Below are 24,707 nucleotides of genomic sequence, written 5' to 3'. Positions count from 1 at the left end.
ATCCGGCGGTGGCGGTAATGGATACAACCTGTTTATGATGGGATCCATTCAGCGTCCCGGGGTGACGCGCACGAGGGAGGACCCGCGACATGACGATCGGTCTCGAGGACGGCACGATGGCCGCCCAGGCAGTGACGGCGATCGACGTGGCCGCCGAGCGGTCCCGCACCGCCGGCACCGCAGGGCGCCACTACTTCAACGCGGCCGGCGCGGGCCTGGTCAGCGACGGCGTCCTGGAGGCAGTGGTCACGCACCTGCGCCGGGAACAGCGGGTGGGTGGGTACGAAGCCGCCAACCAGGTCGCCGACGAGGTCGCCGGCGTCTACACCGCAGCCGCCACCCTGCTCGGGTCGGCGCCGGACGAGATCGCCCTGTTCGACAGCGCCACGAGCGGCCTGCGCGGTGTCTTCGACGCGCTGCGGCTCGGCGCCGGGGACACCGTGGTCGCACCCCGCTCCAGCTACGTCAGCCAGGCGCTCCGGTTGTTGGCCATGCAGCGGCACGACGACGTGCGGCTCGAGGTCGTGCCGAGCGACGCCACCGGTGCCATGGACCTCGAGGCCCTGGACCGCGCCGTCGCCGGAGCGAGCGGCCGTGTCGTCGTGAGCGCGGTGCACGTGCCGACCTCGTCCGGCCTCGTCGAACCGATCGCGGAGATCAGCGCCGTCGCCCGTCGCCACGGCGCCCTGACCGTCGTCGACGCCACGCAGTCCGTCGGCCAGATCGACATCGACGTGCGCGCCGTCGACTGCGACGCCCTCGTCACCACCGGCCGGAAGTTCCTGCGTGGGCCGCGCGGCACCGGGATCGTCTACCTGCGCCGCGGGATGCTCGAGGGCGTCGGTGCGTGGGCGCCGGATGTCCGCGGAGCCGTCTGGACCGGCGAGGATGAGTGGACGATGGACGGCACCGCGCGACAGCTCGAGACGTGGGAGTGCTCCGTCGCCGCACGGCTCGGCCTCGGAGTGGCGCTGCGCGAGGCCCTCGACCGCGGGCCGGCGGCGACCGAGGCGCACCTGGTCGGCCTCGGCGCCCACCTGCGCACCGCGCTCGACGCCGTGGACGGCGTCACCGTGGCGGACCCGTCCGCGTCAGCGTCCGCGATCGTCACCTTCACGGTCGACGGCGTCGCCGGCAAGGAGGTCTCGGCCCGGCTCCGGCAGCGCCGCATCGACTCCATCTCCGTCCCCGCGAGCCACGCGCAGTGGGACCTGGGCGCCCGTGGCCTGCCGAGCGTCGTCCGCGTCTCGCCGCACGTGTACAACGACGACGAGGACGTCCGGGTCCTGCTCGAGGGCGTCGCGGACGTCGTCGCCGAGGTCCGCGCGTGACGGCCGTGCACGACGTCGTCGTCCTCGGACTCGGCATCCACGGATCCGCCGCCACGTACGAGCTCGCGCGCCGCGGACTCGACGTCGTCGCGGTGGAGCGCTTCGCACCGGGGCACGAGCGCGGCTCGTCGCACGGCGCCACCCGGATGATCCGCCGCGCCTACCCACACCCGGTGTGGAACGACCTCGTCGACCGTGCGTACCGCGGGTGGGACCGCTGGGGGACCGCAGCCGGCGCGCCCTTCCTGCACCGGACCGGTGGACTGTACGCGCACCGGGGCGAGCCGACGATGCAGGGTGGGGCGAGCCTCCCGGTCGACCGCGCAGCCTGGCCGACGCTCGCGCCCTCGCTGCGTCCGCCCGAGACGTACGGCGCGGTCCACGACCCCGACGCCGGTGTGCTCGAGGCCGCGCGGGCACTCGCGTTCGCGCAGTCCGCCGCCGCGGCGGCCGGCGCCGACCTGCGGTACGGCGAGACCGTGCTCGACTGGCAGGTCGACGACGGCGTCGTCACCGTCCGGACCGACGCCGGCAGTGTCCGCGCGCGACGGCTCGTGCTCGCCGGCGGCGCCTGGGCGTCGCACCTGGTACCCGAGGCCGCCGCGTTCTTCGAGGTCTGGCGCATCGTCACGCTCACCGCGCCGACGGGGCAGAACGTGGCGCAGCCGCCCGCGCTCGGGTGCTTCTCGATCGACCTGCCGGAGGGGCTCGTCTTCGGGCTCCCGGAGACCGCCGGATCCGGCGCGAAGATCGGCATCGACGCCGGACCCGTGTGGGACCCGGACGTGCCCGTCGCACCGCCGACCGAGGCCGAGGTCGCGCACCTGGCCGAGCTCCTCGAAGGGTTCGTCCCCGGCATCGTCACCGACGGTGCCCAGGCAGTCGCGTGCCTGTACACGATGACCCCGGACAAGCGGTTCGTCGTCGGCGCCCTGCCCGAGCAGCCCGAGGTGCTCCTCGCCGCAGCCTGCTCCGGCCACGGCTTCAAGTTCGGGCCGGCGATCGGTGCGGCCGTCGCCGACCTGGTGCAGGGCATCGACCGCCCCGACCTCGCGTTCCTCAGCCCTGCACGGATGGTGACCACCGCATGACCGCCCCAGCAGCACCCTCCACCCGACGCGTCGCCGTCGCCGCACCGCACCCGGCCGCCCTCGCCGCCGCCGCCGAGGCGGTCGCGGCCGGCGGGGACGCCATCGACGCCGCGCTCGCGGCGGCCACCGCACTGACCGTCGTCTACCCGCACCAGTGCAGCATCGGCGGGGACCTCGTCGCCCTCGTCCGTCGGCCAGGACAGCCCGTCGTCGCCGTGGTCTCCGCCGGCGCCGCACCGGCCGGCATCGACGTCGCGGCGCTCGCGCAGCAGGACCGGATGCCCCGGCAGGGCGCCCAGACCGTGACGGTCCCCGGCGTCGTCGCGGGATGGCAGGCGATCGACGCGCTGGGCGGCCGACTCGGGCTCGCCGACCCGTTGACCCGCGCTGCACGACTCGCGGCAGACGGGGTCCCCGTCTCCGCCGGACTCGGCCGTGCGATCGCGGTCCGGACCGACGAGCTCCACGCCGACCCCGGGATGCGCGAGGTCTTCACCGACGACGCCGGGGCGCTCCTGGCCGAGGGCGACCCGCTCGTGCAGCCGGCACTCGCCGCGACCCTGACCGAACTCGCTGCCGACCCGGGCGCGATGTACCGGGGACGGATCGCCGCCTCGATCACCGCTCGGCTGCGGGAGGTCGGTGGTGCACACACCGAGGCCGACTTCGCCGCGCACGACGCCGAGCTCGTCGAGCCCCGCGGCACGACGATCGGCGGTGCCCGATGGTGGGTCGCGCCGCCACCCACGCAGGGCGTCGTGCTGCTCGGGATCCTGCCGGAAGCACTCGCTGGCGGCAGTGAGCACGGCACCGCGACCGCCGCGACCGCCGACCTCGTCGACGCCGTGCACCGCGCCGCGCTCGTCCGCCAGGCCGAACTCGGCGACCCCCGCGGCGGCTCCATCGACGTCGCAGCCATGCTCGACCCACGCGACTCCGGTCGGGTCGGCGCACTGCCCCGCGCCGGCCGTGCCCTCGGCGACACGGTCGCGGTGACCGCTGCGGACAGCGACGGCACCGTCGTCACGCTCATCCAGAGCGTCTACCAGCTCTTCGGCTCCGGCATCCTCGACCCGGGGACGGGCGTGGTCCTGCACAACCGCGGCTCCGCCTTCAGCACCGACCCCGCACACCCCGCCCACGTCGGACCGGGCCTGCGACCGCCGCACACCCTGTTGCCGGTGATCGCCGAGACGGACGACCTGGTGCTCGGCCTCGGCTGCCAGGGCGGCAGCGCCCAGCCGTGGATCCTCGCCCAGCTCGCCCGTGACCTGGTCGCCGCGGGCAGCGACCCCGACGAGGTCCTCGGCCGACCGCGGTTCGTGATCGGTGCGCGCGACCTCGGGCACGAGGTGATGACGCTCGTCGCCGAACCCGGTTCCGAGGACGCGATCGCCCAGGCCGACGTCCTCGGCCTGCCGGTCGCCCGCACCGACGGCCCCGTCGACGAGGCCGGGCACGTGCAGACCGTCCGGCTCCACGCGGACGGGCACCTCGACGCCGCGAGCGACCCCCGCGCGGACGGCCGCGCCGTCGTCCTCGACGCCCACTGACCGCACGATCCACCCGAGAAGGAAGCCCATGAGCAGCACCCACGTCCTCGATCCGCTGACCTCCGTCGAGATCGCCTCCTTCGTGACCGCCGTCCGTGCCTCCGGGCGCATCGGGGCCCGGCCGCGCTTCTGGGGGATCGCGCTCGACGAGGAGAAGGCCAGGGGCACGACCGCCGGTGGCGCCCGTCCGGTGCGGATCGTCGTGATGGACCCGGACGCCCACGCCGCGTGGGAGGTGCGCGGGTGGACCGCCGGCCCGGACTCGCCCGCGATCGTCGAGCTGTGGACCGACGTGGACCACCGTCGCCCCGGCGTCTCGAGTGACGAAGCACGGCTCATCGCGCAGGCCGCACGGAAGTCGCCGCTCATCATCGAGGCGCTCGCGAAGCGCGGGATCACCGACACGTCGCTCGTCTGGGTCGACCCGGAGTCGATCACCGGCTTCGTGCCCGAGGACCTCGCCGACCGCCGCCTGAGCTGGGGCACGGTCTGGTACCGCGAGTTCCCCGAGGACAACGGTTACGCACGACCCGTCGCCGGGCTCGTCCCGATCCTCGACCTCGACACCCTCGAGGTCATCCGGATCGAGGACCACGGCGTCATCCCGATGGCGAGCGAGACCGGCGTCTACACCTCCGGCACCTGGGGTCCCGACCGCGAGGTCTCCGCGCTCGACATCGTCCAGCCGAACGGTCCCGGCTTCACGATCGACGGGCACGAGGTCCGCTGGCAGAACTGGACGTTCCGCGTCGGCTTCTCGCACCGCGAGGGGCTCGTGCTGCACGACCTGTCCTACCGTGACGGCGACGTCGAGCGCCCGGTGCTGCACCGTGCGGCCGTCAACGAGATGTACGTGCCGTACCTGGACAGCGACCCGACCGCGTACCGGAAGAACTTCTTCGACTGGGGCGAGTACGGCGCCGGCCCGCTGACCGCGAGCCTCGAGCTCGGTTGCGACTGCCTGGGGGAGATCCGGTACTTCGACGTCGACTTCCTGGACGGCCACGGCGAACCGCAGACGATCGTCAACGGCATCTGCCTGCACGAGGAGGACGACTCGATCCTCTGGAAGCACGTCAACACCCGCACCGGCAGCGCCGAGGTCCGTCGCAGCCGCCGACTCGTGATCTCGAGCTTCGCGACCGTGGCGAACTACGACTACGGCTTCTACTGGTCGCTGTACCAGGACGGCTCCGTCGAGCTCGAGGTGAAGCTCACCGGCCTGATGTCGGTGTCCGGCATCGCCGACGGCGAGACCCCGCGGTACGGCCGGATGGTCGCACCGAACGTGCAGGCCCCGACGCACCAGCACTACTTCGCCGTCCGGCTCGACACCGCCGTCGACGGGCCGTTGAACCGGTTGGTCGAGGTGCACGCCGAGCCCGAGCCCGACGAGGCCCTGAACCCCTACGGCAACGCCTGCATCGCGGTCGAGACGCCGATCGGTTCCGAGGCCGACGGCGCCCGGATGACCGACCCGGCCCGCGCGCTGCACTGGCGCATCGAGAGCGAGTCCGCGCAGAACCGCTACGGCGAGAGCACGGCCTACCGCCTGGCGGTCCAGAACACCGCGCAGCTGCACGTCCGCCCGGGCAGCATCGTCGAGCGGAAGGCGCCGTTCGTCGCGAAGCACCTCTGGGCGAGCGCCTTCGACCCCGAGGAGCGCTTCATCGCCGGCGAGTACCCGAACCAGGGCGAGCTCGGCGATGACGGGGTGCACGTCTGGCAGCAGGCGGACCGGTCCCTCGAGAACGAGCGCCTCGTGCTGTGGCCCGTCCTCGGCGTGCACCACTTCCCGCGTCCCGAACAGTGGCCGATCATGCCCGTCGACACGATCGGCTTCCGGCTCGAACCGGACGGCTTCTTCGACCGGAACCCCTCGCTGGACGTCCCGCCGTCGGCGACCGACCACTGCGCGCCGGGTTCCGGCCACGACCACGACCACGCGGCGCACGACCACGCGGCGCACGACCACCACACCGACGCCGCGCACGACGGGCACGTCCACGCCGAGCAGCAGCACGACCACGAGGGCGGCCGCTGATGCCCGCGCCCGAGCACACCCCGGAGCACCTCGCCGACTGGTCCGCCGTCCGCCTGGCCGACGCCGTCGCGAACCGCGAGGTGTCGGCGGTGGAGGTGATGCGCGCCCACCTGGACCGGATCGAGGAACGCAACCCGCGCCTCCAGGCCGTCGTCTCCCAGCAGCCCGACTCGGTCTCGTTGGCCGCGGCAGAAGCGGCGGACCGCCGCACCGCCGCGGCACGCGCCGCGGGCGAACCGCTCCCGCTCCTGCACGGCCTGCCCACCGCGGTGAAGGACCTGATGGACGTCGCCGGCCTGCCGACCACGAACGGGTCGGCGGCGTTCGCCGACGCGCGCCCCGCCGAACAGGACAGCGTCCTCGCGACGCTGCTCCGCGATGCCGGCGCGATCATCATCGGCAAGACGAACACGCCGGAGATGGGCCAGGGCGTGCTGACCTTCAACCCGGTGTTCGGCACGACCGTGAACCCGTGGGACACCTCGCGGCACGCGGGTGGGTCCAGTGGTGGCGCCGCAGCGGCCCTCGCCGGGCGGATCCTGCCGATCGCCGACGGCTCCGACAGCGGCGGGAGCCTGCGCTACCCGGCCGCGTTCTGCAACGTCGTCGGCGTCCGGCCGAGCCCGGGCCGGGTGCCGAGCGGCCGGACCGGCAACGCCTGGACGCCGCACGGCGTCACCGGCCCGATGGCGCGCGACTCCGCCGATGCGGCACGCTTCATGGAAGCCCTGGCCGTCGAGAAGACCGTCTGGCCGATGTCCGCCATGACGCAGCACCCGGTCCGGCCGGTTGCGCTCGACGGCCTGCGCGTCGCGTGGAGCGAGGACGCCGGCGGCCTGCCGATCGACCCGGCCGTGCGTGCCGTGCACCGCGCGTTCGGCGAGCAGCTCGCCGGGCTCGGCGCGGTCGTCGAGGCCGACGAGCCCGACTTCGCGGGTGCGGACGAGGCGTGGGAGACCATCGAGACGTTCGAGTTCTTCCTGGGCGGACGGCACGCCGTCGACGCCGGTGCCAGCGGGTTCCGTCCCGACTACGTCCGGAACGTCGAGCAGGGGCGCGCCACCACGGCGGCGCAGCTCGCCGATGCGTACGAGCGTCGGACCCGGATGTACCGTGACACGGCCGCGGTGCTCGACCGGCACGACGTGCTCGTGCTGCCGGCGACGCCGGTGGTCGCGCCGCCGGCCGAGGTCGAGTGGGTCGACGAGGTCGACGGCCACCGCTTCGACCGCTACTTCACGTGGCAGATGCTCGCGAACCGGCTGACGTTGACGGCGCATCCGGTCGTGGTGACCTCGGCCGGGTTCACGCCCGAGGGGCTGCCGGTCGGCGTGCAGGTCGTCGGGCGGTACGGCCGCGAGGCCCAGCTGCTCGCGGTGACGCGCGCGATCGAGGAGGCCACCGGCTGGATCCGGCGGGCGCCGGTCCTGTAGACGGCCGGCGCGGTCCGGTCGGGAGGCGCGGGTCGACCCCGCCCCGTCGGTGCAGGACCGCGCGGTCCGGTCTCTCGCGCCGCTTCCGCTGGTCGCGCCGGGTCAGCCGGTGAAGACGGTGGACGAGCGGCGCTCGTACCAGTGCGCCAGGTGCTCGCCGGCGCGCAGGACGTGGTCGCGCATGAGCTCGGCGGCGCGCTCGCGGTCCCCGGCGACGAACGCCTCGATGAGCTCCTCGTGCTCGCGGAAGTTCTCCTCGCGGTGCCGGGAGTTCTCGCGGAGCACCAGGGCCGAGACGTTCCGGGGGAAGGCGTCGTTGATCTCGACGAGCATCCGGGTCAACCGGGTGTTGCCGGAGGCCTGGTAGATGAGCCCGTGGAACTGGTCGTTGTCGCTGCCCTCGCGCTGCTTCGGCTGCTCGCCCTCGGCCGCCGCCAGGGAGCGCTCGTACATCGCCTGGTTCACCGAGCGGAGCTGCGCGATCGTGGCGTCGTCGAGCCGGTCGACGGCGCGACGGGCTGCGAGCGACTCGAGCTCGGCGCGGACCTCGTACGCCTCGCGGACCTCCCACGGCACCGGCACCCGGACCACGGCGCCACGGTTCGGCACGACCTCGATGAGGCCGCCGGTCTGCAGCTGCCGGAGCGCTTCGCGGACCGGGGTGCGGCTGATGCCGAACTGCGCGGCGAGGTCGGCCTGGCGGAGCGGTGCGCCGATGGGGATCTCGCCGGACATGATCTTCGCGCGGATCCGGGCGGCGAGGTCGTCGACGAGTGCATTGCCGTCGCTGGTGGTCACGTCGTGGTCTCCCTCGGTACGTCGTCACAGCGAACCCCCGCTGCGGATCCAATCCTGCCAGGTGTTGGATCCCGTTGCCGTATCCGACTCGCTCGTGATTGGATCCAATCATGTCCGTGCTGCTCGTCGTCATGCTCGTCGCAGCCGTCGGTGCGCTCGGGCTCGGCATCGCCGGCGGACGACGGACCGGGCCGGTCGCCCTCGTCGCCGAGGCGGTGATGCTCGTCGCGATGCTCGACGTCCACGTGCCGGCACTCCACGTGGTGCCGGCGCCGTTCTGGGCGCTCCTGCTCGGTGGATGCGCGATGGGCACGGCGGCGGTGGACCGGTGGCGTCGCCGGAGTCGCCCCGGTGGTGACCACCTGCACGCGCTCGGGATGCTGCTCGGCGCGGTGTTCGTGCTGCTCGCAGGTGGCCATGCCGGTGCTGGTGCTGGTGCCGGTGCCGGCGCAGGGCACTCCCACGGTGCGGTGCTGCTGCCGGTCGGGGTGGCGGTCGCGGTGCACGCCGGTGTGGTGCTGTGGAACGTCGTCGGCGGCCGGGTGCCGCGGGTCGAGTCCGTGCGCCGGGCGGCGTCACTGGTGAGCGTGCTGGCCATGGGCGCGATGGTCGTCGTGCACTGAGCCGGCGCGGCGGGGGTGCGTCGCGCCTCCAGGCTGGGTGTCTCGCACCCCAGCGCTACCAAATTGGATCCAATTCTGGCAGTATCGGATCACATGTGCGGGAGTTCCGCCCCACGAGCCGCCGACGAGGAGACGCCCACGATGATCATCGACGCCTACAACACCACCCAGGACCGCCGCGGCCGCAGTGACTACCTGAGCGGCGTGCGCCCGGGCGAGGAGCCGCCGGCGTACACGCCGTTCGACGCGAACCGGATCCTCGACCGCATGGACGCCGCGGGGGTCGACCGCGCCATGGTCTGCTCGCTCGCGCAGGGGATCGAGAACGACTTCCTGATGGACCTGGTCGCCGCGCACCCGGACCGGCTGTTCGGCTTCGGCCAGGTCATGCCGCAGTGGGAGAACGCGACCGACGAGATCCGTCGCTTCGCCGAGGGCGGGCTGGTCGGCCTGAAGCTGCACCCCAGCCTGCACGGCTACCACGTCGCGGACCACGGCCTGCTCGACCCGCTGTTCGAGGTCTGCGCCGAGCTCGGCCTGCCCGTGCTGATCAACGCACTCGACGACGCGTTCTGTGCACCGTTCTCCATCGAGGAGATCGCGAAGAACTTCCCGACGGTGCCGACGATCATCGCCCACATGGGTGCGGTGTGGAACGTGCCCGAGGCGATCATCGTCGCCGAGCGGAACCCGCACGTGTACCTCGAGACCTCGGCCACCCTGATGTCCGACGTCAAGCGGGCGTACGCGCGCCTCGGCGCGGAGAAGATCCTGCTCGGGTCGGAGTGGCCGGGCAGCGACTTCGACCTCGAGCGCATGAAGATCGCGAAGGCGATCCCGGACGAGGCCGACCGGGCCCTGGTCGAGGGTGGCAACATGGCGCGGATCCTGGGCTGGTCGTGAGCAGCGGCTCGCCCGCGTCTGACCGACCGGTGCTCGCCGGCCCGCCGTCCGGGATGGGCGCCGCGGACCAGGAGCTGCTCCGGATCGCGACCGACGTGCTCGACCGGCGGTACCGCACGGGGGTGCACGAGGTCGCCGCAGCACTCCGGCTCGCCGACGGCAGTGCGGTCACCGGGCTGCACGTCGAGGCATCGGCCGGCCGCGCGTCGGTCTGCGCCGAGTCCGCTGCGCTGAGTGCGGCCGTCGTCGCCGGGTCGCCGGTGGTGTCGGTCGTGGGGGTGCTCCGCAGGCCGGGCGGGACGATGCACCTGATCGAGCCGTGCGGGGTCTGCGCGGAGCTGCTCGGTGACCACGCGCCCGACGCCCGGGTGTGGGTCGCGGTCGGGAACGGGTTCGGGCCGGTCGGGGTCGCCGAGCTGCTGCCCTTCCGGCGGCGGCGGAGCGCGCGGGCGGCGGCTGGAGCGGTGACGGCGCCCGCGGGGACACCGCCCGGTTCGGCGACACCGCCCGGTTCGGCGACACCGCCCGGTTCGGCGACACCGCCCGGTTCGGCGACACCTGAGGTTTAACACCGCGGAAACACCCCGGACCCCTGCGGTGCCGGATCCCGTCAGAGGATGACGGCGACGGCGCGCACCGGTCCCCACCCGCTGCACGATCCGTCCCGGAAGGAACCACCAGCATGCTCGCCGTCTCCGGCAACCCCGTCCTGATCGTCGTCGACATCCAGGGCGGAGCTGCCTCGACGATGCCCACGCCCGGCATCCCCGTGATGGGCGGCCGTGCCGAGCGCGCACCGCGCGTCCGTGACCTCATCGAGCACTGCCGCTCCTCGGGTGTGCCCGTCGTCTTCATCCAGGAGGTCCACAAGCCGGACCTCGTCGACATCGGCCGTGAGCTCGACGGCGCCGAGGGCCCGCACTGCATCGAAGGCGAGGAGCAGACCGAGCTGGCCTCGTGGATCGACCCTCGGCCCGAGGAGTTCGTCATCCGCAAGCGGCGCTACTCGGCGTTCTTCGGCACCGAGCTCGAGATCGTGCTCAAGGCGTACAAAGCCGGCACCGTCCTGCTCGTCGGCGGACTCACCGACGTCTGCATCCACTACACGGCGGCCGACGCCCACCAGCACGACTACGCCGTCCGGGTCCTGACCGACTGCGTCGCCGGGTCGAGCGAACGCGCGCACGACGCGGCACTGGAGGCGATCGGGTACCTGCAGCGGGACGCCCTCGTGACCGCTGCGGACGTGCGCACCTGGCTCGACGAGCGGGAGGCCGTCGGTGTGTGAGGCGGCCGGCCGGTCCGCGCGGATCGTCGTCGGGCACGTCCGGACGATGGACCCCGGGGTGCCGACCGCCGAGGCCCTGCTCGTCGTCGGCGACCGGATCGCGGCGGTCGGGACGCTCGACGACGTGCGGGCGGCGGCTCCGGAGGGCACGGCCGAGGACCACGTCGAGGGCACCGTCCTGCCGGGGTTCACCGACGCCCACGCGCACGCGCAGCGCGCCGGACTCAAAGCGCTGCAGCTCGTGGACGGCGACGCCGACGCCGCGACGTTCTCGGCCGCGATGCTCGCCGACGGCGACGCGGACCCGGACGCCCCGGACTGGATCGGGGACGCACCGCCGACGCTCGGGGACCGGCTCGCCGCGATCCGCCGCATCCAGCCGCTGCTGCATGCGATGGGGTTCACCGGTGTCGTCGACCCGGCCGTCACGCTGCCCGAGCTCGAGGGGTACCGGGAGGCGCACCGGCAGGGACTCCTGACCCTGCGCGTGGTCGCGATGCCCTACCCCGAGCTCGGCAGTGCAGCGGTTCCCGACGTCGATGCGGCCCTGGCGGTGCTCGACTCGATCGACGGCGTGACCGGTGACGGCGACGACCGCCTCCGGCTCGGCCCGGTCAAGGTCTACTACGACGGCGAGGGCATGAAGGGGCAGGCGCTGCTCGAACGGCCCTGGACCGGCGACGACCACGGCGTGCAGCGGATCTCGGCGGCTGACTTCGCCCGCCTTGCAGCGTCGTGCGTGGCCGCGGGGTGGGGACTCGGCGTCCACGCGGTGGGCAGTCGTGCGGTCGCCGAGGTGCTCGACGGGCTCGAGGCAGCGGAACGGGACACGGGGCGATCGGTCGCCGGACTCCGCTGCCAGCTCATCCACGCGTACCTCGAGCCGAGCGTCGCGAGCGCCGACCGTGCGGCGCGCCTCGGTGTCGTGGCGTCGCTGCAGCCCTCGATCGCCTGGAAGAACGCCGCCGGGCTGCAGCGCCGGCTCGGCAGCCGTGTCGACGAGGTCAACCCGATGCGGACCTGGGCCGACGCCGGTGCCACGGTCGCCATGGGCTCGGACGCGCCGTACTTCCCCTTCGACCCGCGCGAGGTGGTCCCCGTCGCCGCAGCCCGTCGGATGCGCGGCCTCGACGAGCCGATCGGCCCGGCACAGGCACTCTCGGTGCTCGAGGCGGTCGAGGCCTACACGCGCGGTGCGGCACACGCGTCCTTCGCCGAGGATCGCCGCGGCGTGCTGCGCGCCGGCGCCCTGGCGGACTGGGTGCTGCTCGATGTGGACCCGGCCGCGTGCACGGTCGACGAGTTCGCCGCGGCGCGGGTCCTGCGCACCGACGTCGGCGGCGTGACGGTCTTCGACGCCGCGGCTCGTCCCGGGCAGATGTAATCCACTCGAAACATAGTTGGATGCGGATTGTTCTAAATTGGATCCAAGTTGGACCCGACCCTGGGACTGACTCCCTGGCATCACCCCGAATCCCACTGGAGGACAGCACCATGGTGAGGAAGCGCATCCTCGTCGGCGTCGCGTTGGCGACCGCCGTCGGACTCTCCCTGAGCGCGTGCACCGCGTCCGGCTCCGCTGACGGCGGCGACAGCTCGTCGAGCACCGACACGATCAACGCAGAGCTCTGGTACGCCCCGGCCACCTTCGACCCCGCGAAGGCCTCGGCCAGCTCGGACGTCGAGGTCGCACGACTCGGCTTCGACACCCTGCTCCGGCAGGGCGAGGGCGACGACGGCGGCTACATCGGCGGGCTCGCGACGAAGTGGGACGCCGAGTCGGCGTCGAAGTACGAGTTCACGATCCGCGACGGCGCCACGTGCTCCGACGGCACCGAGATCACGCCGACGGTCGTCGAGAAGTCCTTCGAGTACCTGGTCGGCCTCGACGACTCGGGTGCGCAGACCTGGAAGAACCAGGCCTTCGGCTCGGGTGACCCGAAGTTCACCGCCGACGACGCCGCCGGCACGCTGACGATCTCGCTCAGCGAGCCGTACTCGCAGCTGCTCGGCGGCCTGACCCGCCCCGGTACCGGGATCATCTGCCCGGCCGGTCTCGCCGACACGAAGGGCCTCGCGGCCGGCACCGTCGACGGCGCCTGGTCCGGCCCGTACACGCTCGCGAAGTCCTCGGCCGGCAAGAGCGTCTCGTACGCGCTGCGGTCCGACTACGACGCCTGGCCGGCGTGGAAGACCGTCACCGGTGAGCCGGCCAAGACGATCAACCTGACCGTGCAGGGCGATTCGAACACGAGCGCCAACCTGCTGCAGTCCGGCGGTGTCGACGTCGCACGCTTCTACGACTCGAACGCCGAGCGCTTCAGCGGCGACGACTACTCCACCGTGAAGTTCGCCAGCTCGGCCTACAACCTCGTGTTCAACGAGGCAGAGGGCTCCGGCTCGGTGTTCGCCGACGACCAGCCGCTCCGTGCCGCGGTCGCCCAGGCGATCGACACGAAGGGGTTCAACAACGCCGGTCTCGACGGACTCGGGGTCGAGCAGAACACGGTGAACGCGGCGAGCTACCGCTGCGCGGTGGACGACTCGTCGCTCGTGCAGTCCTACGACGCGAAGGCCGCGACGAAGGAGCTCACGGGCAAGACGATCCGCCTGCTCATCATGTCGAACTGGGACCCCGCCGCCGACTTCCTGGCGGAGTCGCTGCGGAACGCCGGTGCGACCGTGAAGGTCTCGGCACCGGACCCTGCCGACTGGACCAAGCAGATGCGCACCGAGCCCAAGACCTGGGACGTCGCCGTGGCGGCCGAGGACGCGCAGACCGGGCTGATCAACACCTCGATCGCGCGCTACGTCGGACCGACCTACGCCGAGGGCGGCACGAACGTGTCCTCGAGCGACAACCCCGAGGGACTCGCGGCCTACCAGGCGGCGATGGCCACGTCGGACGCCGACCAGCAGTGCGAGGACTTCGCCACCGCGCAGAAGTCGATCCTCGAGCGCGTCGACATGACCCCGCTCATCACGGACACGCACCGGTACGTCGCCCGCAAGGGCTTCGAGACCCACGTGTTCTCGGGCTACTGGGACGTCTCCGCGATGCGGATCGTCTCCTGATCGCCTGACCGAACGAGCGCCACGCAACGCGCAACGCGCAACGCGCAACGCGCAACGCGCAACGCGCACCACCGCACCACCGCACCACCCAGCCCGGACCGGAGCACCAGGAGGACCCGCGATGAGCACCACCACCGTCGACCATCTCCCCGTGCCCGGTCCGGGCACCCCCGGGTCTCCGGGAACCCCGACCGCCGCCGCACTCCGGGCCGCGAGCCTCGGTGGCGCATGGCGCCGCTTCCTGCTCCGCCGTGCCGTCGGACTCGTCATCAACCTGGCGCTGCTCGTCCTCGTGACGTTCCTCATCGTGCAGCTCATCCCCGGCGACCCGGCAACGGCCATCGCCGGCGACACCGCGACGCTCGCCCAGGTCGAGCTCGTCCGGCACCAACTCGGTCTCGACCAGCCGATCCCCGTCCAGCTGTGGCACTACGTCGACGGCGTCGTGCAGGGCGACTTCGGTGACTCGTACAAGTACCGCGCACCGGCGATGGACATCGTCATGACGGCCGTGCCGTACACGCTGACGATCACGATCGCCGCGGTCCTGCTGCTGCTCGTCCTCGGACTCGCACTCGGCATGACCGTCGGTGTCCTCACCCGCGGCGACCGGCACCGCTGGCTCGACGTCTCGTTCTCGGCGGTCACCGGCCTGATCTCGTCGATCCCCACGTACGTGCTCGCCACCGGGTTCGTCGTCGTCTTCGCGGTCCTGCTGCACGTGCTGCCGCCCGCGTACTCGCCGGCCTACGACTTCGGCGCGGCGGCGGTCCTGCCGATCGCCTCGCTCACCGTGGGCGGCACGTGCTCGGTGGCCCGCATCGTCCGCCGTGAGACCGCCGTCATCCTCGAGCAGGACTACATGCGCACCGCCCGCGGGTGGCGGCTGCCGGCACTGTCGATCTACGCCAAGCACATGCTGCCGAACCTGCTCACCACCGCACTGACGCTGTCCGGGATCATCCTGACGGCCCTGCTCGGCTCGGCACTCATCACCGAGGCGGTCTTCGCGTGGCCGGGCCTGGGCGGCGTCATCGTGCAGGCGATCGCGGTGGACAAGGACTACCCCGTGATCCGCGCCGCGGTCTTCGTGATCGGGCTCATCTCGCTCGTGATCACCCTGGTCATCGACATCATCCTGGGTCTCATCGACCCGCGCACCCTCGGGGAGAAGCGTGGCTGACACCATCACCGCCGTCCAGGCGGCCTCGACCGACCCGGCATCGCGTCCCCGCACCTTCGCGTGGAACGGCGGGCTGATCGTCGGCTTGGCGATGTTCGGGCTGATCCTGATCGTGGCGGTCGTCGCACCGTTCGTGTTCGGCGCCCAGGCCACGGGCATCGGCGGTACCTCTGGGCTGGGGTCCACCGCCGAGCACCCGCTCGGTACCGACACCCTCGGCCGCGACATGCTCGCGCGCACCCTGGTCGCCACCCGGGCCACGGTCCTGATGGCGCTCGCCGCCACGGCCCTGTCCGCGATCGTGGGCATCGCGCTCGGTATCGGCGTCTGGCTCGCCCCCCGCCGGGTGCGCGAGCTCGGGCTGCGCGGGATCGAGTTCGCGGTCAGCTACCCGACGATGCTCGTCGCGATCATCGTCGCCGCGATCCTCGGGCAGGGCATGGTGCAGGTCGTCGTGGCCATCGCCGTCGCGAACATCGCCGGCTTCGCCCGTCTGACCGCCAACCTGGCGGCGAAGATCTCCACCAGCGAGTACGTCACCACCGCACGCCTGATGGGGGTCCCGGCGCACCGGGTCGCCATGCGGCACGTCCTGCCGAACATGGCCGAGCCGACGCTGATCCTGATCGCCGGTGCCTTCTCCGGCTCGCTCGTCGAGATCTCCGGACTGTCCTTCATCGGCCTCGGCGCGCAGACCCCCGCGTTCGACTGGGGAACCCTGCTCAACGACGGGTTGGACCGGATCGTCGTGAACCCCGTCGTCATCGTCGGCCCCGCGGTCGCGCTGACCTTCGCCTCCCTCGCCGCCCTGCTCGTCGGGGACGGACTGGCCGCTGCCGCGAACCCGCGGTCGAACACCACGCGGTCCCGCACCACCCGCGCGACCGGCCCGTCGACGCTCGCGGTCGAGGACGACGCCGTGCTCGTCGCGGACGGCATCTCGGTGCAGCACGCCGCCAGTGGACGCGCCCTGGTCAAGGACGTTTCGTTCACCATCCGGCGGGGCGAGGTGCTCGGGATCGTCGGCGAGTCCGGTTCGGGCAAGTCGTTGACGGCCTCGCTCGTCGCCAAGCTGCTGGGCGAGGGGCTCGAGGGCTCCGCGCGGCGGCTCGAACTCGGCGGCGTCGACCTGCTCGGTCGTGTGCCGGACCGCGTGCTCGCATCCCGCATCGGCCTGGTCTACCAGGACCCGGGCACCGCGCTGAACCCGGCCATGGTGCTCGGCATCCAGTTGTCCGACGTGCTGCGGATGCGGCTGCGACACAGCCGACGGGACGCGATCCGACTCCTGACGCAGGGCTTCCGCGCCGTGATGCTGACCGATCCCGAGGGTCGACTGCGCCAGTACCCGCACCAGCTCTCCGGCGGCATGAAGCAGCGCGCGATGATCGCGTCGGCGATGAGCACGAAGCCCGACCTGCTCATCGCGGACGAACCGACCACCGCCCTCGACGTCACCGTCCAGCGCGAGGTGCTGACGGTGCTGAAGCGGATGAACGAGGACTCCGGCACCGCCGTGCTGTTCATCTCCCACGACCTCGGGGTCGTCCGAGCACTGTGCGACCGGGTCCTGGTGATGCGGAACGGCGAGATCGTCGAGCGCATCGACGACGTCGCCGGGCTCTCCCCGGACACCGTCGACCACCCGTACACGAAGCAGCTCCTGGCGGCCACTCCGGTCGTGACGCTGCCCACGGAGTCCACGCGCACCGAGCAGGCGGAGGCACACGCATGACCGACACCACGACGACGCGCGAACGCCGCGCAACCGACACCGGCACGGCCCCCATGATCGACGTCCACGCCCTCGACGTCGCGTTCGGCTCGACGACCGTCCTGCACGGCGTCGACCTCCGCCTCGAGCGAGGTCGCACCGTCGGCGTCGTCGGCGAGTCCGGCTCGGGCAAGTCCACCCTCGCCAAGGTCCTGGTCGGCACCGTGAAGCCCGCCTCGGGCAGCGCCGCGGTGGACGGCGTCGACCTGACCGCGGCCGACCGGTCGACCCTGCGCGGGTACCGCCGCCGGATCCAGATGATCCCGCAGGACCCGTACTCGTCGCTCTCGCCGCGACGGACCGTCGCGCAGACCCTGGCCGAGGCGATCGACCCCGTCCGCCCCCGGGTCGCCACCCACGAGGACCGCATCGGCGGCTGGCTCGAGCGGGTCGGGCTTTCCCGGGACATGATGCACCGCTACCCGCACGAGTTCTCCGGCGGGCAACGGCAGCGCATCGCCATCGCCCGCGGCCTCGTCATCGACCCGCACCTGGTCATCGCCGACGAGATCACCTCGGCGCTCGACGTCTCGGTACAGGCGCAGATCCTGGAGCTGCTCGCCGACATCAAGGAGTCCCTCGGCCTGACGATGATGTTCATCTCGCACAACCTGGCGGTCGTGCAGCGTGTGAGCGACGAGGTCGTCGTGCTGTACCAGGGTGAGGTCGTCGAGGCCGGTCCGGTCGAGCAGATCTACGCCGATCCGCAGCACTGGTACACGCGTCGTCTCCTCGACGCGGACCCCGGTTCCGCCCGTTTCAGCCTGGCCGGCTGACCGACCCGGAAGGCCCGCTGTGGCGGCACGACTCCCGACGACCCCGCACGCCGACGGCGTGCTCCGACTGGTCGGCGCGACCCTGGTCGACGGCACGGGTGCGCCGCCCCGCGCCGACGCCGAGGTCGAGCTGCGTGACGGCGACGTCACCTACGTCGGTCCACGGCGCGCCCCGGCCGCGGACGTGCCGACGGTCGACCTGACCGGCCGGTGGCTGCTGCCCGGCTTCGTCGACGCGCACGTGCACCTCAGCATGGTGCCGACGACGCCCGAGGAACAGCGGGCACGGTTCCCGGAGGAGCACGTGCTCGAGGTCGCCGAGGTGCTCCGGAGCACCCTGCACGCCGGCGTCACGACCGCGCGGGACCTGGACGGGCTGACCCCCGGCTACCGCGAGGCCGTCGCCCGGGGCACCGTCGTCGGTCCGCGCCTGCACCTCGCGATCGCCATGCTCTCGCCGACTGGTGGCCACGCCGACCCGGTCCGGCCGAACGGGTCGCTGCCGGCCTGGGCCGTCCGGCCGGGCATGCCCGCGCCGGGCGTCGTCGACACCGACGAGGACGTCGTCCGGACGGTCCGCTCGCTGCTCCGCACCGGCGCCGACGCGATCAAGGTCTCCACGTCCGGAGGGGTCGGTTCGCCGACCGACGACCCGGACGATGTCGGCATCACCGAGGACCAGGTGCGGCTCGTCGTCCACCTGGTCGGCGAACGCGGCGGCCGCCCGGTCACCGCCCACGCGCTCACCGACGCCGCGGTCCGTGCCGCCGTGCTCGGCGGAGCCGCCAGCATCGAACACGGCTACGACCTGCACGACGACACCATCGCGCTCATGGTCGAACGCGGCACGGTGCTCGTCCCCACCCTCAGCACGCTCCTGCGCGAACTCGACCCGTCCACCGCCTCTGCGGAACGCCTCGCACAGCGCGCGGCACTGCACGCTCGCGGCATCGACAGCGTGCGACGTGCCGTCGCCGCCGGCGTGCCCGTCGCGCTCGGCACCGACGCGGGTGTGCACCCGCACGGTCGGAACCTCGCCGAGCTCGCCCGCCTCGAGCAGGTCGGGCTCTCGCCGCTCGACGCGATCACGGCCGGCACGCTGCAGGGTGCCCGGCTGCTCGGTCTGGAGGCCCGGCTCGGCTCCGTCGAGCCCGGCAAGGCCGGTGACCTGGTCGTCTCGGGCGTCGACCCGCTCGCCGACGTCGGCGCGCTGGCCGACGCTGCCAGCGTGCGCGCGGTCCTGCAGGCGGGTCGTGTGGTCAAGGACCTGGACGGACTGGTGACCACGGCCTCCTGACCGTGGCACCACCCGCGCAGCCGACGGTGGTCAGCGCAGCGCGGCCACCGCGCTCTCGATGACGGCGACGACCCGGTCCGGAGCGGCGTGCGCGACCGCGTGGCTCGTGTCGACCTCGTCGACCACTGCACCCATCCGGGCGACGAAGTCGCGCTGGATCGCGGGCAGCAGGTGCCGGTCGCTCGTGGCGACCAGGTACCAGCTCGGGCGGGTCCGCCACGCGGGCTCGCCGGTGGGCTGCTGGAACGCGGCGTCGGCGGTGACCCGCCCCTCGGCACGTGCGGCGAGCAGCACGTCCTCCGGGACGTCCCAGGCGAGCGCCAGCCGCGACTCCTCGTCGACCTGTGCGATCCACTCGCCGGCCGGGCCGCGGTGCATGTACTGCGAGACGAGAGCGGGTTCTCGGGTCTCGACGATCCCGGAGACCGACTCGCCCGCGTCCGGAGCGAAGGCCGCGACGTAGACCAGTCCGACGACGCGGTCGTGCGTGCCCGCGTTCGTGATGACGGCGCCGCCGTAGGAGTGGCCGACGAGCAGGACCGGGCCGTCGATGCCGTCGACCAGGGCGCGGACCGTGGCCTCGTCGTCGCGGAGCGAGGTCATCGCGTTGTCGGCGAGCGTGTACGGGATGCGGCGGTCGCGCAGGAGCGGGGCGACGGACGACCAGGTGGACGGCGAACCGCCGGCACCGTGGACCAGGACCACGTGGACGCTCATGCGTGGGTCGCCACGGCGAGGGGGAGCAGGACGGTCGGAGCGGGAGCGGCCTCGCGCCCCGCGAACGGCACCGGCTGGCAGACCATCAGGTAGTCGCCGGGCTCGACCTCGGACAGGTCCGCGTTCTCGAGGATCACGACGCCGGCGCCGCACAGGGCGACGTGTGTCGGCCACGCCTCGGTGTGCGCCGGGGCCTCCATCGTCATGTAGTCGATGCCGGCGAACCGGACCCCGCGGTCGACCAGCCACTGCGCGCCGCTCGGGCCGAGGCCGACCCACGTCTCCGACCGCTCGTTCCGGGTCAGCGCGTCGGTCGAGTTGCGCGTGCGGAACAGCACGCGCTCGGCGCCGGCCGCACCCGCCTCCTCGAGGTCGTCGGCGGTGATCTCCTCGACGACGTGTCGCAGGTCGAGGACGCGGACCGGGCCGACCACGCTCTCGAGCGCGATCTCGTCGACGGTCGTCGCACCGGGCACGAAGTGCGACGGCGCGTCGACGTGCGTGCCCGTGTGTGCACCGATCAGCCAGCGGGAGACGTCCGACGGGTACCCGTCCGCGATCTCCTCGACCATCTCGAAGGTGGGGCGCCGGCCCCAGTGCAGCATCTCGGGGGAGATGGGGATGTTGATGTCGATCGCGTCGGTCATGGCGTCCTCCCGGAACTCCGGCACAATGGATTCGGATTGGCACAAATTGTATCCAATCAAGCCGGAGGTGCAAGGGCATGGCGAAGACGTTCGACGGGGCGGTGTGGACCGGAGCCGCACTCGGGGGCCGGCCACGCGGGCTCGTGCCGCTCGTGCTCGGGTGGGAACCGATCCCCGAGTCGATCTCCCTGCGGGGCGGCGATCCCGCACGCTTCCTGCTCGAACCCGTCACCGCCGCGGCCGTCGTCTTCGACCACGGCTGGGTGCTCCTCGACGGCGGGTTCAACGTCGACCGCGTGCGCGACCCCGAGGAGCGGGCCGCGCACTACGAGTACGAGAGCTACACGGCGGTCGTGCCGCCCGGCGACGCGCTCGCCGAGGGGGTCGCGGCTGCGGGACTGGCGTGGGACGACCTGGCGCTCTGCGCGATCTCGCACGTGCACCTCGACCACACGGGCGGCCTCCGGCTCGTCCCACCGGGCACCCCCGTCGCGCTGCAGCGACGGGAGTGGGACTGGTTGCAGAGCGGCATCGGTCGGCGGGAGACGGTCGTCGTCGACGACGTGCTCGACGCCGACGTCCGGGTGTTCCTGCTCGACGGGGACACGGGACTGGCATCCGGCCTGACCGCACTCGACACCCGCGGTCACACGCCGGGGCACCAGTCGTTCCGCGTCGACCTGCCGGATCGGACCGTGGTGCTCGCGTGCGACGCCGCCGACCTCGAGCGGAACCTCACCGAGCGGACTCCGTGTGGGTGGGTGGGGAGGGCCGGGGACGAGCTCGAGGCGCAGCGTTCGATCGACCGGCTGGCGGACCTGGCCGCCGAGCCCGGCGTCGAGGTCTGGCCCGGGCACGACCCCGAGTGGGCGGCGTGGCGGCGCTGAGCCTGCGGGTCCGAGCCAGCGGGGCACCGTGCTCGGGATGGGTCACCCTGCCCGCGGTGGTTGCTCCGGCAGTGCGGCCCACACATCCGCCCAGACGAGCTCGAAGTCGACGGGCGCGAGCCGATGCGCCCGCACCGCCCGCTCCAGGATCGAGAGCGCGTCGAGCGACCCGGCGAGGAGCCGCTCGTCGCCGTGCACCTCCGGCCGACCGTTGCCCAGGAACGTGGTCACGGTGATCGAGCGCACCCGTGGCCGCAGTCGTCTGGTGGCCCGCGCGAGCACCGCGAACCCCGCGGCGTACAGCGCGAGTCCGACGGGCATGCCCGCCGCCGGTACCGAGACCGCGACGACCGCGACCACGAGCGCGGTGAACGCCCCGACGGCGGGCCAGACGTGCCACGCTCGGACCAGCAGGCGTTCACTCCTGCTGGTCCCGGGCGGGAACACGACGAGCGTCCGCGAGGCCCACAACGTGCGCCCCACCGGCCGGATCGTGTACCGGCCCCACAGGTGCGGCCCGTCGATCAGGCGGTCACGGACGGCCGGCGCCGTGGTCACCGTTCCACCGGCAGGAGCTCGGCGCGGACGGGGACGACGTCCCGGTGCCGGACGGTCGTCAGGCAGGGGAAGCAGACGAGGTCGCCATCGCGGACGTCGGCCGGCAGCGGGGCCGGGAGGCGGTGGAACGGACCGTCGGCCTGGCCGTCACATCGGGACACGACGTACATCGTGGCGAGGGGAGCGGTGCTCCGGCGTCCGATCAGACGCACCTGGTCGAGCACGGCGCAGGTCGGCAGGACCGCGTCCAGTTCCAGGAGCACCACCCCGGTGCGCGGCCGTCGGACACGGGTGACCGACGCGACCGCGACGCTCACGTCACGAGGGGTCCAGCCGCGCGGGCGGTAGCGCGGCGGCGACTGCTCCGCGGTGTGGACGCTCGGGGTGCCGGTCAGGTCGGCGAGCCGGACCATCGAGATCGCGGCGACCACCAGGTCGTCGGAGGTCGCCACGGTGTGGGCCGGCCACAGGACCGGGTCCATCGGATCCGGCAGGGACGCACGGAGCGTCGGCATGATCGCTGTCAGTGTCACACCGGACACGTTCCCGCGCGGACGGGCAAGGGGGAAAGTGCCCTGACGGAATCCCTACGCCCGAGGGCCGACTCCTGACGGTCCGCTCACTCGATGTCGACGTCCCGCTTGCCGCGCCGCACGATGAGCGGGTCCGGCTTGCCGATCACGTCGACCGCCTTGTCCGGGTAGTCGAACTGCGTCAGGAAGTACCGCATCGCGTTGAGACGGGCGCGCTTCTTGTCGTTCGACCGCACGATGGTCCACGGCGCGTACCGCTTGTCGGTGCGCGTGAACATCGCCATCTTCGCCTCGGTGTAGTCCTCCCAGCGGTCGAGGGACAGCAGGTCGATGTCGGACAGCTTCCACCGGCGAACCGGGTCGAGCTGACGCATCGCGAAGCGGGTGCGCTGCTCGCGGCGGGTGACCGAGAACCAGAACTTCGTCAGGTGGATGCCGGAGTCGACGAGCATCCGCTCGAACTGCGGCACCTGGGTCATGAACGACTCGTACTCGGCGTCGTCGCAGAACCCCATGACCCGCTCGACGCCGGCGCGGTTGTACCAGGAGCGGTCGAACAGGACCATCTCGCCGGCCGACGGCAGGTGCTGCACGTAGCGCTGGAAGTACCACTCACCACGTTCCCGCTCGCTCGGCTTGCTGAGCGCCACCACGCGCGAGGTGCGGGGGTTGAGGTGCTCCGTGAACCGCTTGATGGTGCCGCCCTTGCCCGCGGCGTCACGCCCCTCGAACAGCACGACGACCTTCTGGCCGGTGTCCTCGAGCCAGTACTGGCACTTCAGGAGCTCGATCTGCAGCTGGTACTTCGCGTACTCGTACTCCTCGCGCGGCAGCCGCTCGTCGTACGGGTAGTCGTCGCGCCACGTCAGGACGGGGTTGCCGTGCGGGTCGATGAGGTCCGGGTCAGCGGTGTGCCCGTCGGCGACGCTGTAGCCCTCGGTCCGGAGCTGCTCGATGTACTCCCGGAGTGGTTGCGAGTACGGCGCTGTGTCCACGGTGTCTCCTCTGCCCGCCGATCGGTCGGCTGGTCCCATCCTGTCCTGTGTGACCCGACAACTGCCCAACCGGACGTGTCCCTCAGGTGACCAAGCGGCTGCGTGACCCGAAGCGGTAGCGTTCTCGATGGCCTGTCCCCGACCCCGGATCGAGCAACGATGCCTGACGTCCACCTGCCTGCCGCCGACCGCTACGAGCAGCTCCCGTACCAGCGCGTGGGAAGGAGTGGCCTCATGCTGCCGCGCATCTCCCTCGGCCTGTGGAACAACTTCGGCGCCGACCGCGCACTCGCCACGCAGCGCGACATCGTGCTGCACGCCTTCGACCGCGGGATCACCCACTTCGACCTGGCGAACAACTACGGTCCGCCTCCCGGGTCGGCCGAGGAGCAGTTCGGCCGCATCCTCGATTCGGACCTGCGTCCGTACCGCGATGAGATCGTGGTGTCGACGAAGGCCGGCTACGACATGTGGCCGGGCCCGTACGGTGACCGGGGCTCCCGCAAGTACATGCTCGCGTCGCTCGACCAGTCGCTCGGGCGCCTCGGGCTCGACTACGTCGACGTGTTCTACTCGCACCGTCCCGACCCCGAGACCCCGATCGAGGAGACGGTCAGCGCGCTCGTGACCGCGGTCCGTTCGGGCAAGGCGCTCTACGCGGGCATCTCGAACTACGACCCGGCGCAGACCGCTGCGGCAGCCGAGGCGCTCGCCGCCGAGAACATGCACCTGCTCATCCACCAGCCGCGCTACAACATGTTCGACCGCGTCCCCGAGGACGGGCTCTTCGACGAGCTCACGCGACTCGGCACCGGTGCGATCGTGTTCTCACCGCTGGCCGGCGGGCTGTTGACGGACCGCTACCTGGACGGTTCGGTGCCGGTCGGGTCGCGTGCGGCCGAGGGCCGCTGGTTCGGTGCGGACCGCATCGACGACGAGTACCTGACCACGGCGCGGGCACTCAACGACATCGCGGCTGCCCGCGGGCAGACGCTCGCGCAGCTCGCGATCACGTGGGTGCTCCGGCAGCCGGCCGTCACGTCGGCGCTGGTCGGGGCGTCGAGCGTCCGTCAGCTGGACGGCACGCTCGACTCGCTCGCGGGCGCCCCGCTCACCGACGAGGAGCTCGCGGCGATCGACGCACTGGTGCCACGCGGCTGACGTGCGCCGGATGCAGTGGGCGTGACCCAAGAGCAGACGG

23 protein-coding genes are annotated in these 24,707 nt (G+C 72.4%); 17 read left to right on the top strand and 6 right to left on the bottom strand.

From position 1 onward, the window contains the following. The first annotated feature begins 89 nt into the window (after positions 1-89). Genes ITJ69_RS12075 through ITJ69_RS12055 form a run of 5 tightly spaced genes read left to right on the top strand, consistent with a single transcriptional unit; the run spans position 90 to position 7,452 of the window. A complete protein-coding gene (locus tag ITJ69_RS12075; RefSeq protein WP_194672874.1) occupies positions 90-1,331 on the top strand; it encodes an aminotransferase class V-fold PLP-dependent enzyme in 1,242 nt (413 codons plus the stop codon). After that, entirely contained in the window at positions 1,328-2,422 is a 1,095-nt protein-coding gene (locus ITJ69_RS12070) for an FAD-dependent oxidoreductase (protein WP_194672873.1), read from the top strand. Before ITJ69_RS12075 ends, ITJ69_RS12070 begins: the two co-directional genes overlap by 4 nt. Beyond that, positions 2,419-3,975 carry a gamma-glutamyltransferase gene (locus ITJ69_RS12065; RefSeq protein ID WP_194672872.1) on the top strand — a complete coding sequence of 519 codons (1,557 nt, stop codon included), beginning with the start codon at positions 2,419-2,421 and terminating at the stop codon, positions 3,973-3,975. The genes ITJ69_RS12070 and ITJ69_RS12065 overlap by 4 nt, the downstream gene beginning before the upstream one ends. 28 nt (positions 3,976-4,003) lie before the next feature. Continuing rightward, the gene (locus ITJ69_RS12060) at positions 4,004-6,019 is read left to right on the top strand and encodes a primary-amine oxidase (RefSeq protein WP_194672871.1); all 2,016 of its coding nucleotides are present in this window, start codon (positions 4,004-4,006) and stop codon (positions 6,017-6,019) included. Beyond that, on the top strand, positions 6,019-7,452 hold the full coding sequence (locus ITJ69_RS12055; protein WP_194672870.1) for an amidase: 1,434 nt from the start codon (positions 6,019-6,021) through the stop codon (positions 7,450-7,452). The genes ITJ69_RS12060 and ITJ69_RS12055 overlap by 1 nt, the downstream gene beginning before the upstream one ends. Before the next feature lie 102 nt (positions 7,453-7,554). Here ITJ69_RS12055 and ITJ69_RS12050 read toward each other — a convergent pair whose 3' ends face one another. Continuing rightward, the gene (locus tag ITJ69_RS12050) at positions 7,555-8,250 is read right to left on the bottom strand and encodes a GntR family transcriptional regulator (protein WP_200849186.1); all 696 of its coding nucleotides are present in this window, start codon (positions 8,248-8,250) and stop codon (positions 7,555-7,557) included. Between the two features lie 110 nt (positions 8,251-8,360). On the opposite strand from ITJ69_RS12050, the gene ITJ69_RS12045 reads away from it, so the two are divergent. The 10 genes from ITJ69_RS12045 (at position 8,361) to ITJ69_RS12000 (ending at position 19,169) form a co-directional block, all read left to right on the top strand. Next, entirely contained in the window at positions 8,361-8,873 is a 513-nt protein-coding gene (locus tag ITJ69_RS12045) for a hypothetical protein (protein WP_194672869.1), read from the top strand. Positions 8,874-8,966: 93 nt separating this feature from the next. Continuing rightward, positions 8,967-9,776: an amidohydrolase family protein gene (locus ITJ69_RS12040; protein WP_207901098.1), complete on the top strand. Its 810-nt coding sequence runs from the start codon at positions 8,967-8,969 to the stop codon at positions 9,774-9,776. After that, on the top strand, positions 9,773-10,345 hold the full coding sequence (locus ITJ69_RS12035; RefSeq protein WP_194672868.1) for a cytidine deaminase: 573 nt from the start codon (positions 9,773-9,775) through the stop codon (positions 10,343-10,345). Before ITJ69_RS12040 ends, ITJ69_RS12035 begins: the two co-directional genes overlap by 4 nt. Before the next feature lie 113 nt (positions 10,346-10,458). Beyond that, positions 10,459-11,064, top strand: a complete 606-nt coding sequence (locus tag ITJ69_RS12030; protein ID WP_194672867.1) for a cysteine hydrolase family protein — start codon at positions 10,459-10,461, stop codon at positions 11,062-11,064. Further along, on the top strand, positions 11,057-12,448 hold the full coding sequence (locus ITJ69_RS12025) for an amidohydrolase (protein WP_194672866.1): 1,392 nt from the start codon (positions 11,057-11,059) through the stop codon (positions 12,446-12,448). Before ITJ69_RS12030 ends, ITJ69_RS12025 begins: the two co-directional genes overlap by 8 nt. Positions 12,449-12,558: 110 nt before the next feature. Continuing rightward, the gene (locus ITJ69_RS12020; RefSeq protein ID WP_166673572.1) at positions 12,559-14,139 is read left to right on the top strand and encodes an ABC transporter substrate-binding protein; all 1,581 of its coding nucleotides are present in this window, start codon (positions 12,559-12,561) and stop codon (positions 14,137-14,139) included. A 121-nt stretch (positions 14,140-14,260) separates the two neighbouring features. Continuing rightward, complete coding sequence (locus tag ITJ69_RS12015) at positions 14,261-15,322, top strand: ABC transporter permease (protein WP_194672865.1); 1,062 nt, start codon at positions 14,261-14,263, stop codon at positions 15,320-15,322. Next, entirely contained in the window at positions 15,315-17,057 is a 1,743-nt protein-coding gene (locus tag ITJ69_RS12010; protein ID WP_323743092.1) for a dipeptide/oligopeptide/nickel ABC transporter permease/ATP-binding protein, read from the top strand. Before ITJ69_RS12015 ends, ITJ69_RS12010 begins: the two co-directional genes overlap by 8 nt. Continuing rightward, positions 17,054-17,872, top strand: coding sequence for an ABC transporter ATP-binding protein (locus ITJ69_RS12005; protein ID WP_194672864.1), 819 nt, complete (start codon positions 17,054-17,056; stop codon positions 17,870-17,872). The genes ITJ69_RS12010 and ITJ69_RS12005 overlap by 4 nt, the downstream gene beginning before the upstream one ends. Positions 17,873-17,891: 19 nt before the next feature. Then, a complete protein-coding gene (locus ITJ69_RS12000) occupies positions 17,892-19,169 on the top strand; it encodes a metal-dependent hydrolase family protein (protein ID WP_194672863.1) in 1,278 nt (425 codons plus the stop codon). Positions 19,170-19,199: 30 nt separating this feature from the next. On the opposite strand, the gene ITJ69_RS11995 is transcribed toward ITJ69_RS12000, so the two are convergent. Together ITJ69_RS11995 and ITJ69_RS11990 are read right to left on the bottom strand one after the other, a co-directional pair. After that, positions 19,200-19,886 carry an alpha/beta hydrolase gene (locus ITJ69_RS11995; protein ID WP_194672862.1) on the bottom strand — a complete coding sequence of 229 codons (687 nt, stop codon included), beginning with the start codon at positions 19,884-19,886 and terminating at the stop codon, positions 19,200-19,202. Next, positions 19,883-20,533 carry a cyclase family protein gene (locus ITJ69_RS11990; RefSeq protein ID WP_131844886.1) on the bottom strand — a complete coding sequence of 217 codons (651 nt, stop codon included), beginning with the start codon at positions 20,531-20,533 and terminating at the stop codon, positions 19,883-19,885. Before ITJ69_RS11990 ends, ITJ69_RS11995 begins: the two co-directional genes overlap by 4 nt. Before the next feature lie 77 nt (positions 20,534-20,610). Here ITJ69_RS11990 and ITJ69_RS11985 point away from each other — a divergent pair, with 77 nt between their 5' ends. Next, a complete protein-coding gene (locus tag ITJ69_RS11985) occupies positions 20,611-21,420 on the top strand; it encodes an N-acyl homoserine lactonase family protein (protein ID WP_131922038.1) in 810 nt (269 codons plus the stop codon). Between the two features lie 42 nt (positions 21,421-21,462). Here ITJ69_RS11985 and ITJ69_RS11980 read toward each other — a convergent pair whose 3' ends face one another. The 3 genes from ITJ69_RS11980 to ppk2 form a co-directional block, all read right to left on the bottom strand. Further along, on the bottom strand, positions 21,463-21,978 hold the full coding sequence (locus tag ITJ69_RS11980; RefSeq protein WP_194672861.1) for a DUF6611 family protein: 516 nt from the start codon (positions 21,976-21,978) through the stop codon (positions 21,463-21,465). Further along, positions 21,975-22,511 carry a hypothetical protein gene (locus ITJ69_RS11975; RefSeq protein ID WP_194672860.1) on the bottom strand — a complete coding sequence of 179 codons (537 nt, stop codon included), beginning with the start codon at positions 22,509-22,511 and terminating at the stop codon, positions 21,975-21,977. The genes ITJ69_RS11980 and ITJ69_RS11975 overlap by 4 nt, the downstream gene beginning before the upstream one ends. Before the next feature lie 86 nt (positions 22,512-22,597). After that, a complete protein-coding gene (ppk2, locus tag ITJ69_RS11970; protein WP_131880988.1) occupies positions 22,598-23,545 on the bottom strand; it encodes a polyphosphate kinase 2 in 948 nt (315 codons plus the stop codon). Between the two features lie 120 nt (positions 23,546-23,665). Here ppk2 and ITJ69_RS11965 point away from each other — a divergent pair, with 120 nt between their 5' ends. Further along, positions 23,666-24,667: an aldo/keto reductase gene (locus tag ITJ69_RS11965; protein ID WP_194672859.1), complete on the top strand. Its 1,002-nt coding sequence runs from the start codon at positions 23,666-23,668 to the stop codon at positions 24,665-24,667. Positions 24,668-24,707 lie beyond the last annotated feature (40 nt).

The organism is Curtobacterium sp. VKM Ac-2887, assembly GCF_015350935.1.
Classification (GTDB): domain Bacteria; phylum Actinomycetota; class Actinomycetes; order Actinomycetales; family Microbacteriaceae; genus Curtobacterium.
Note: the sequence above shows the minus strand (reverse complement) of the source record. Positions and strands in the feature narration are given on the sequence as shown.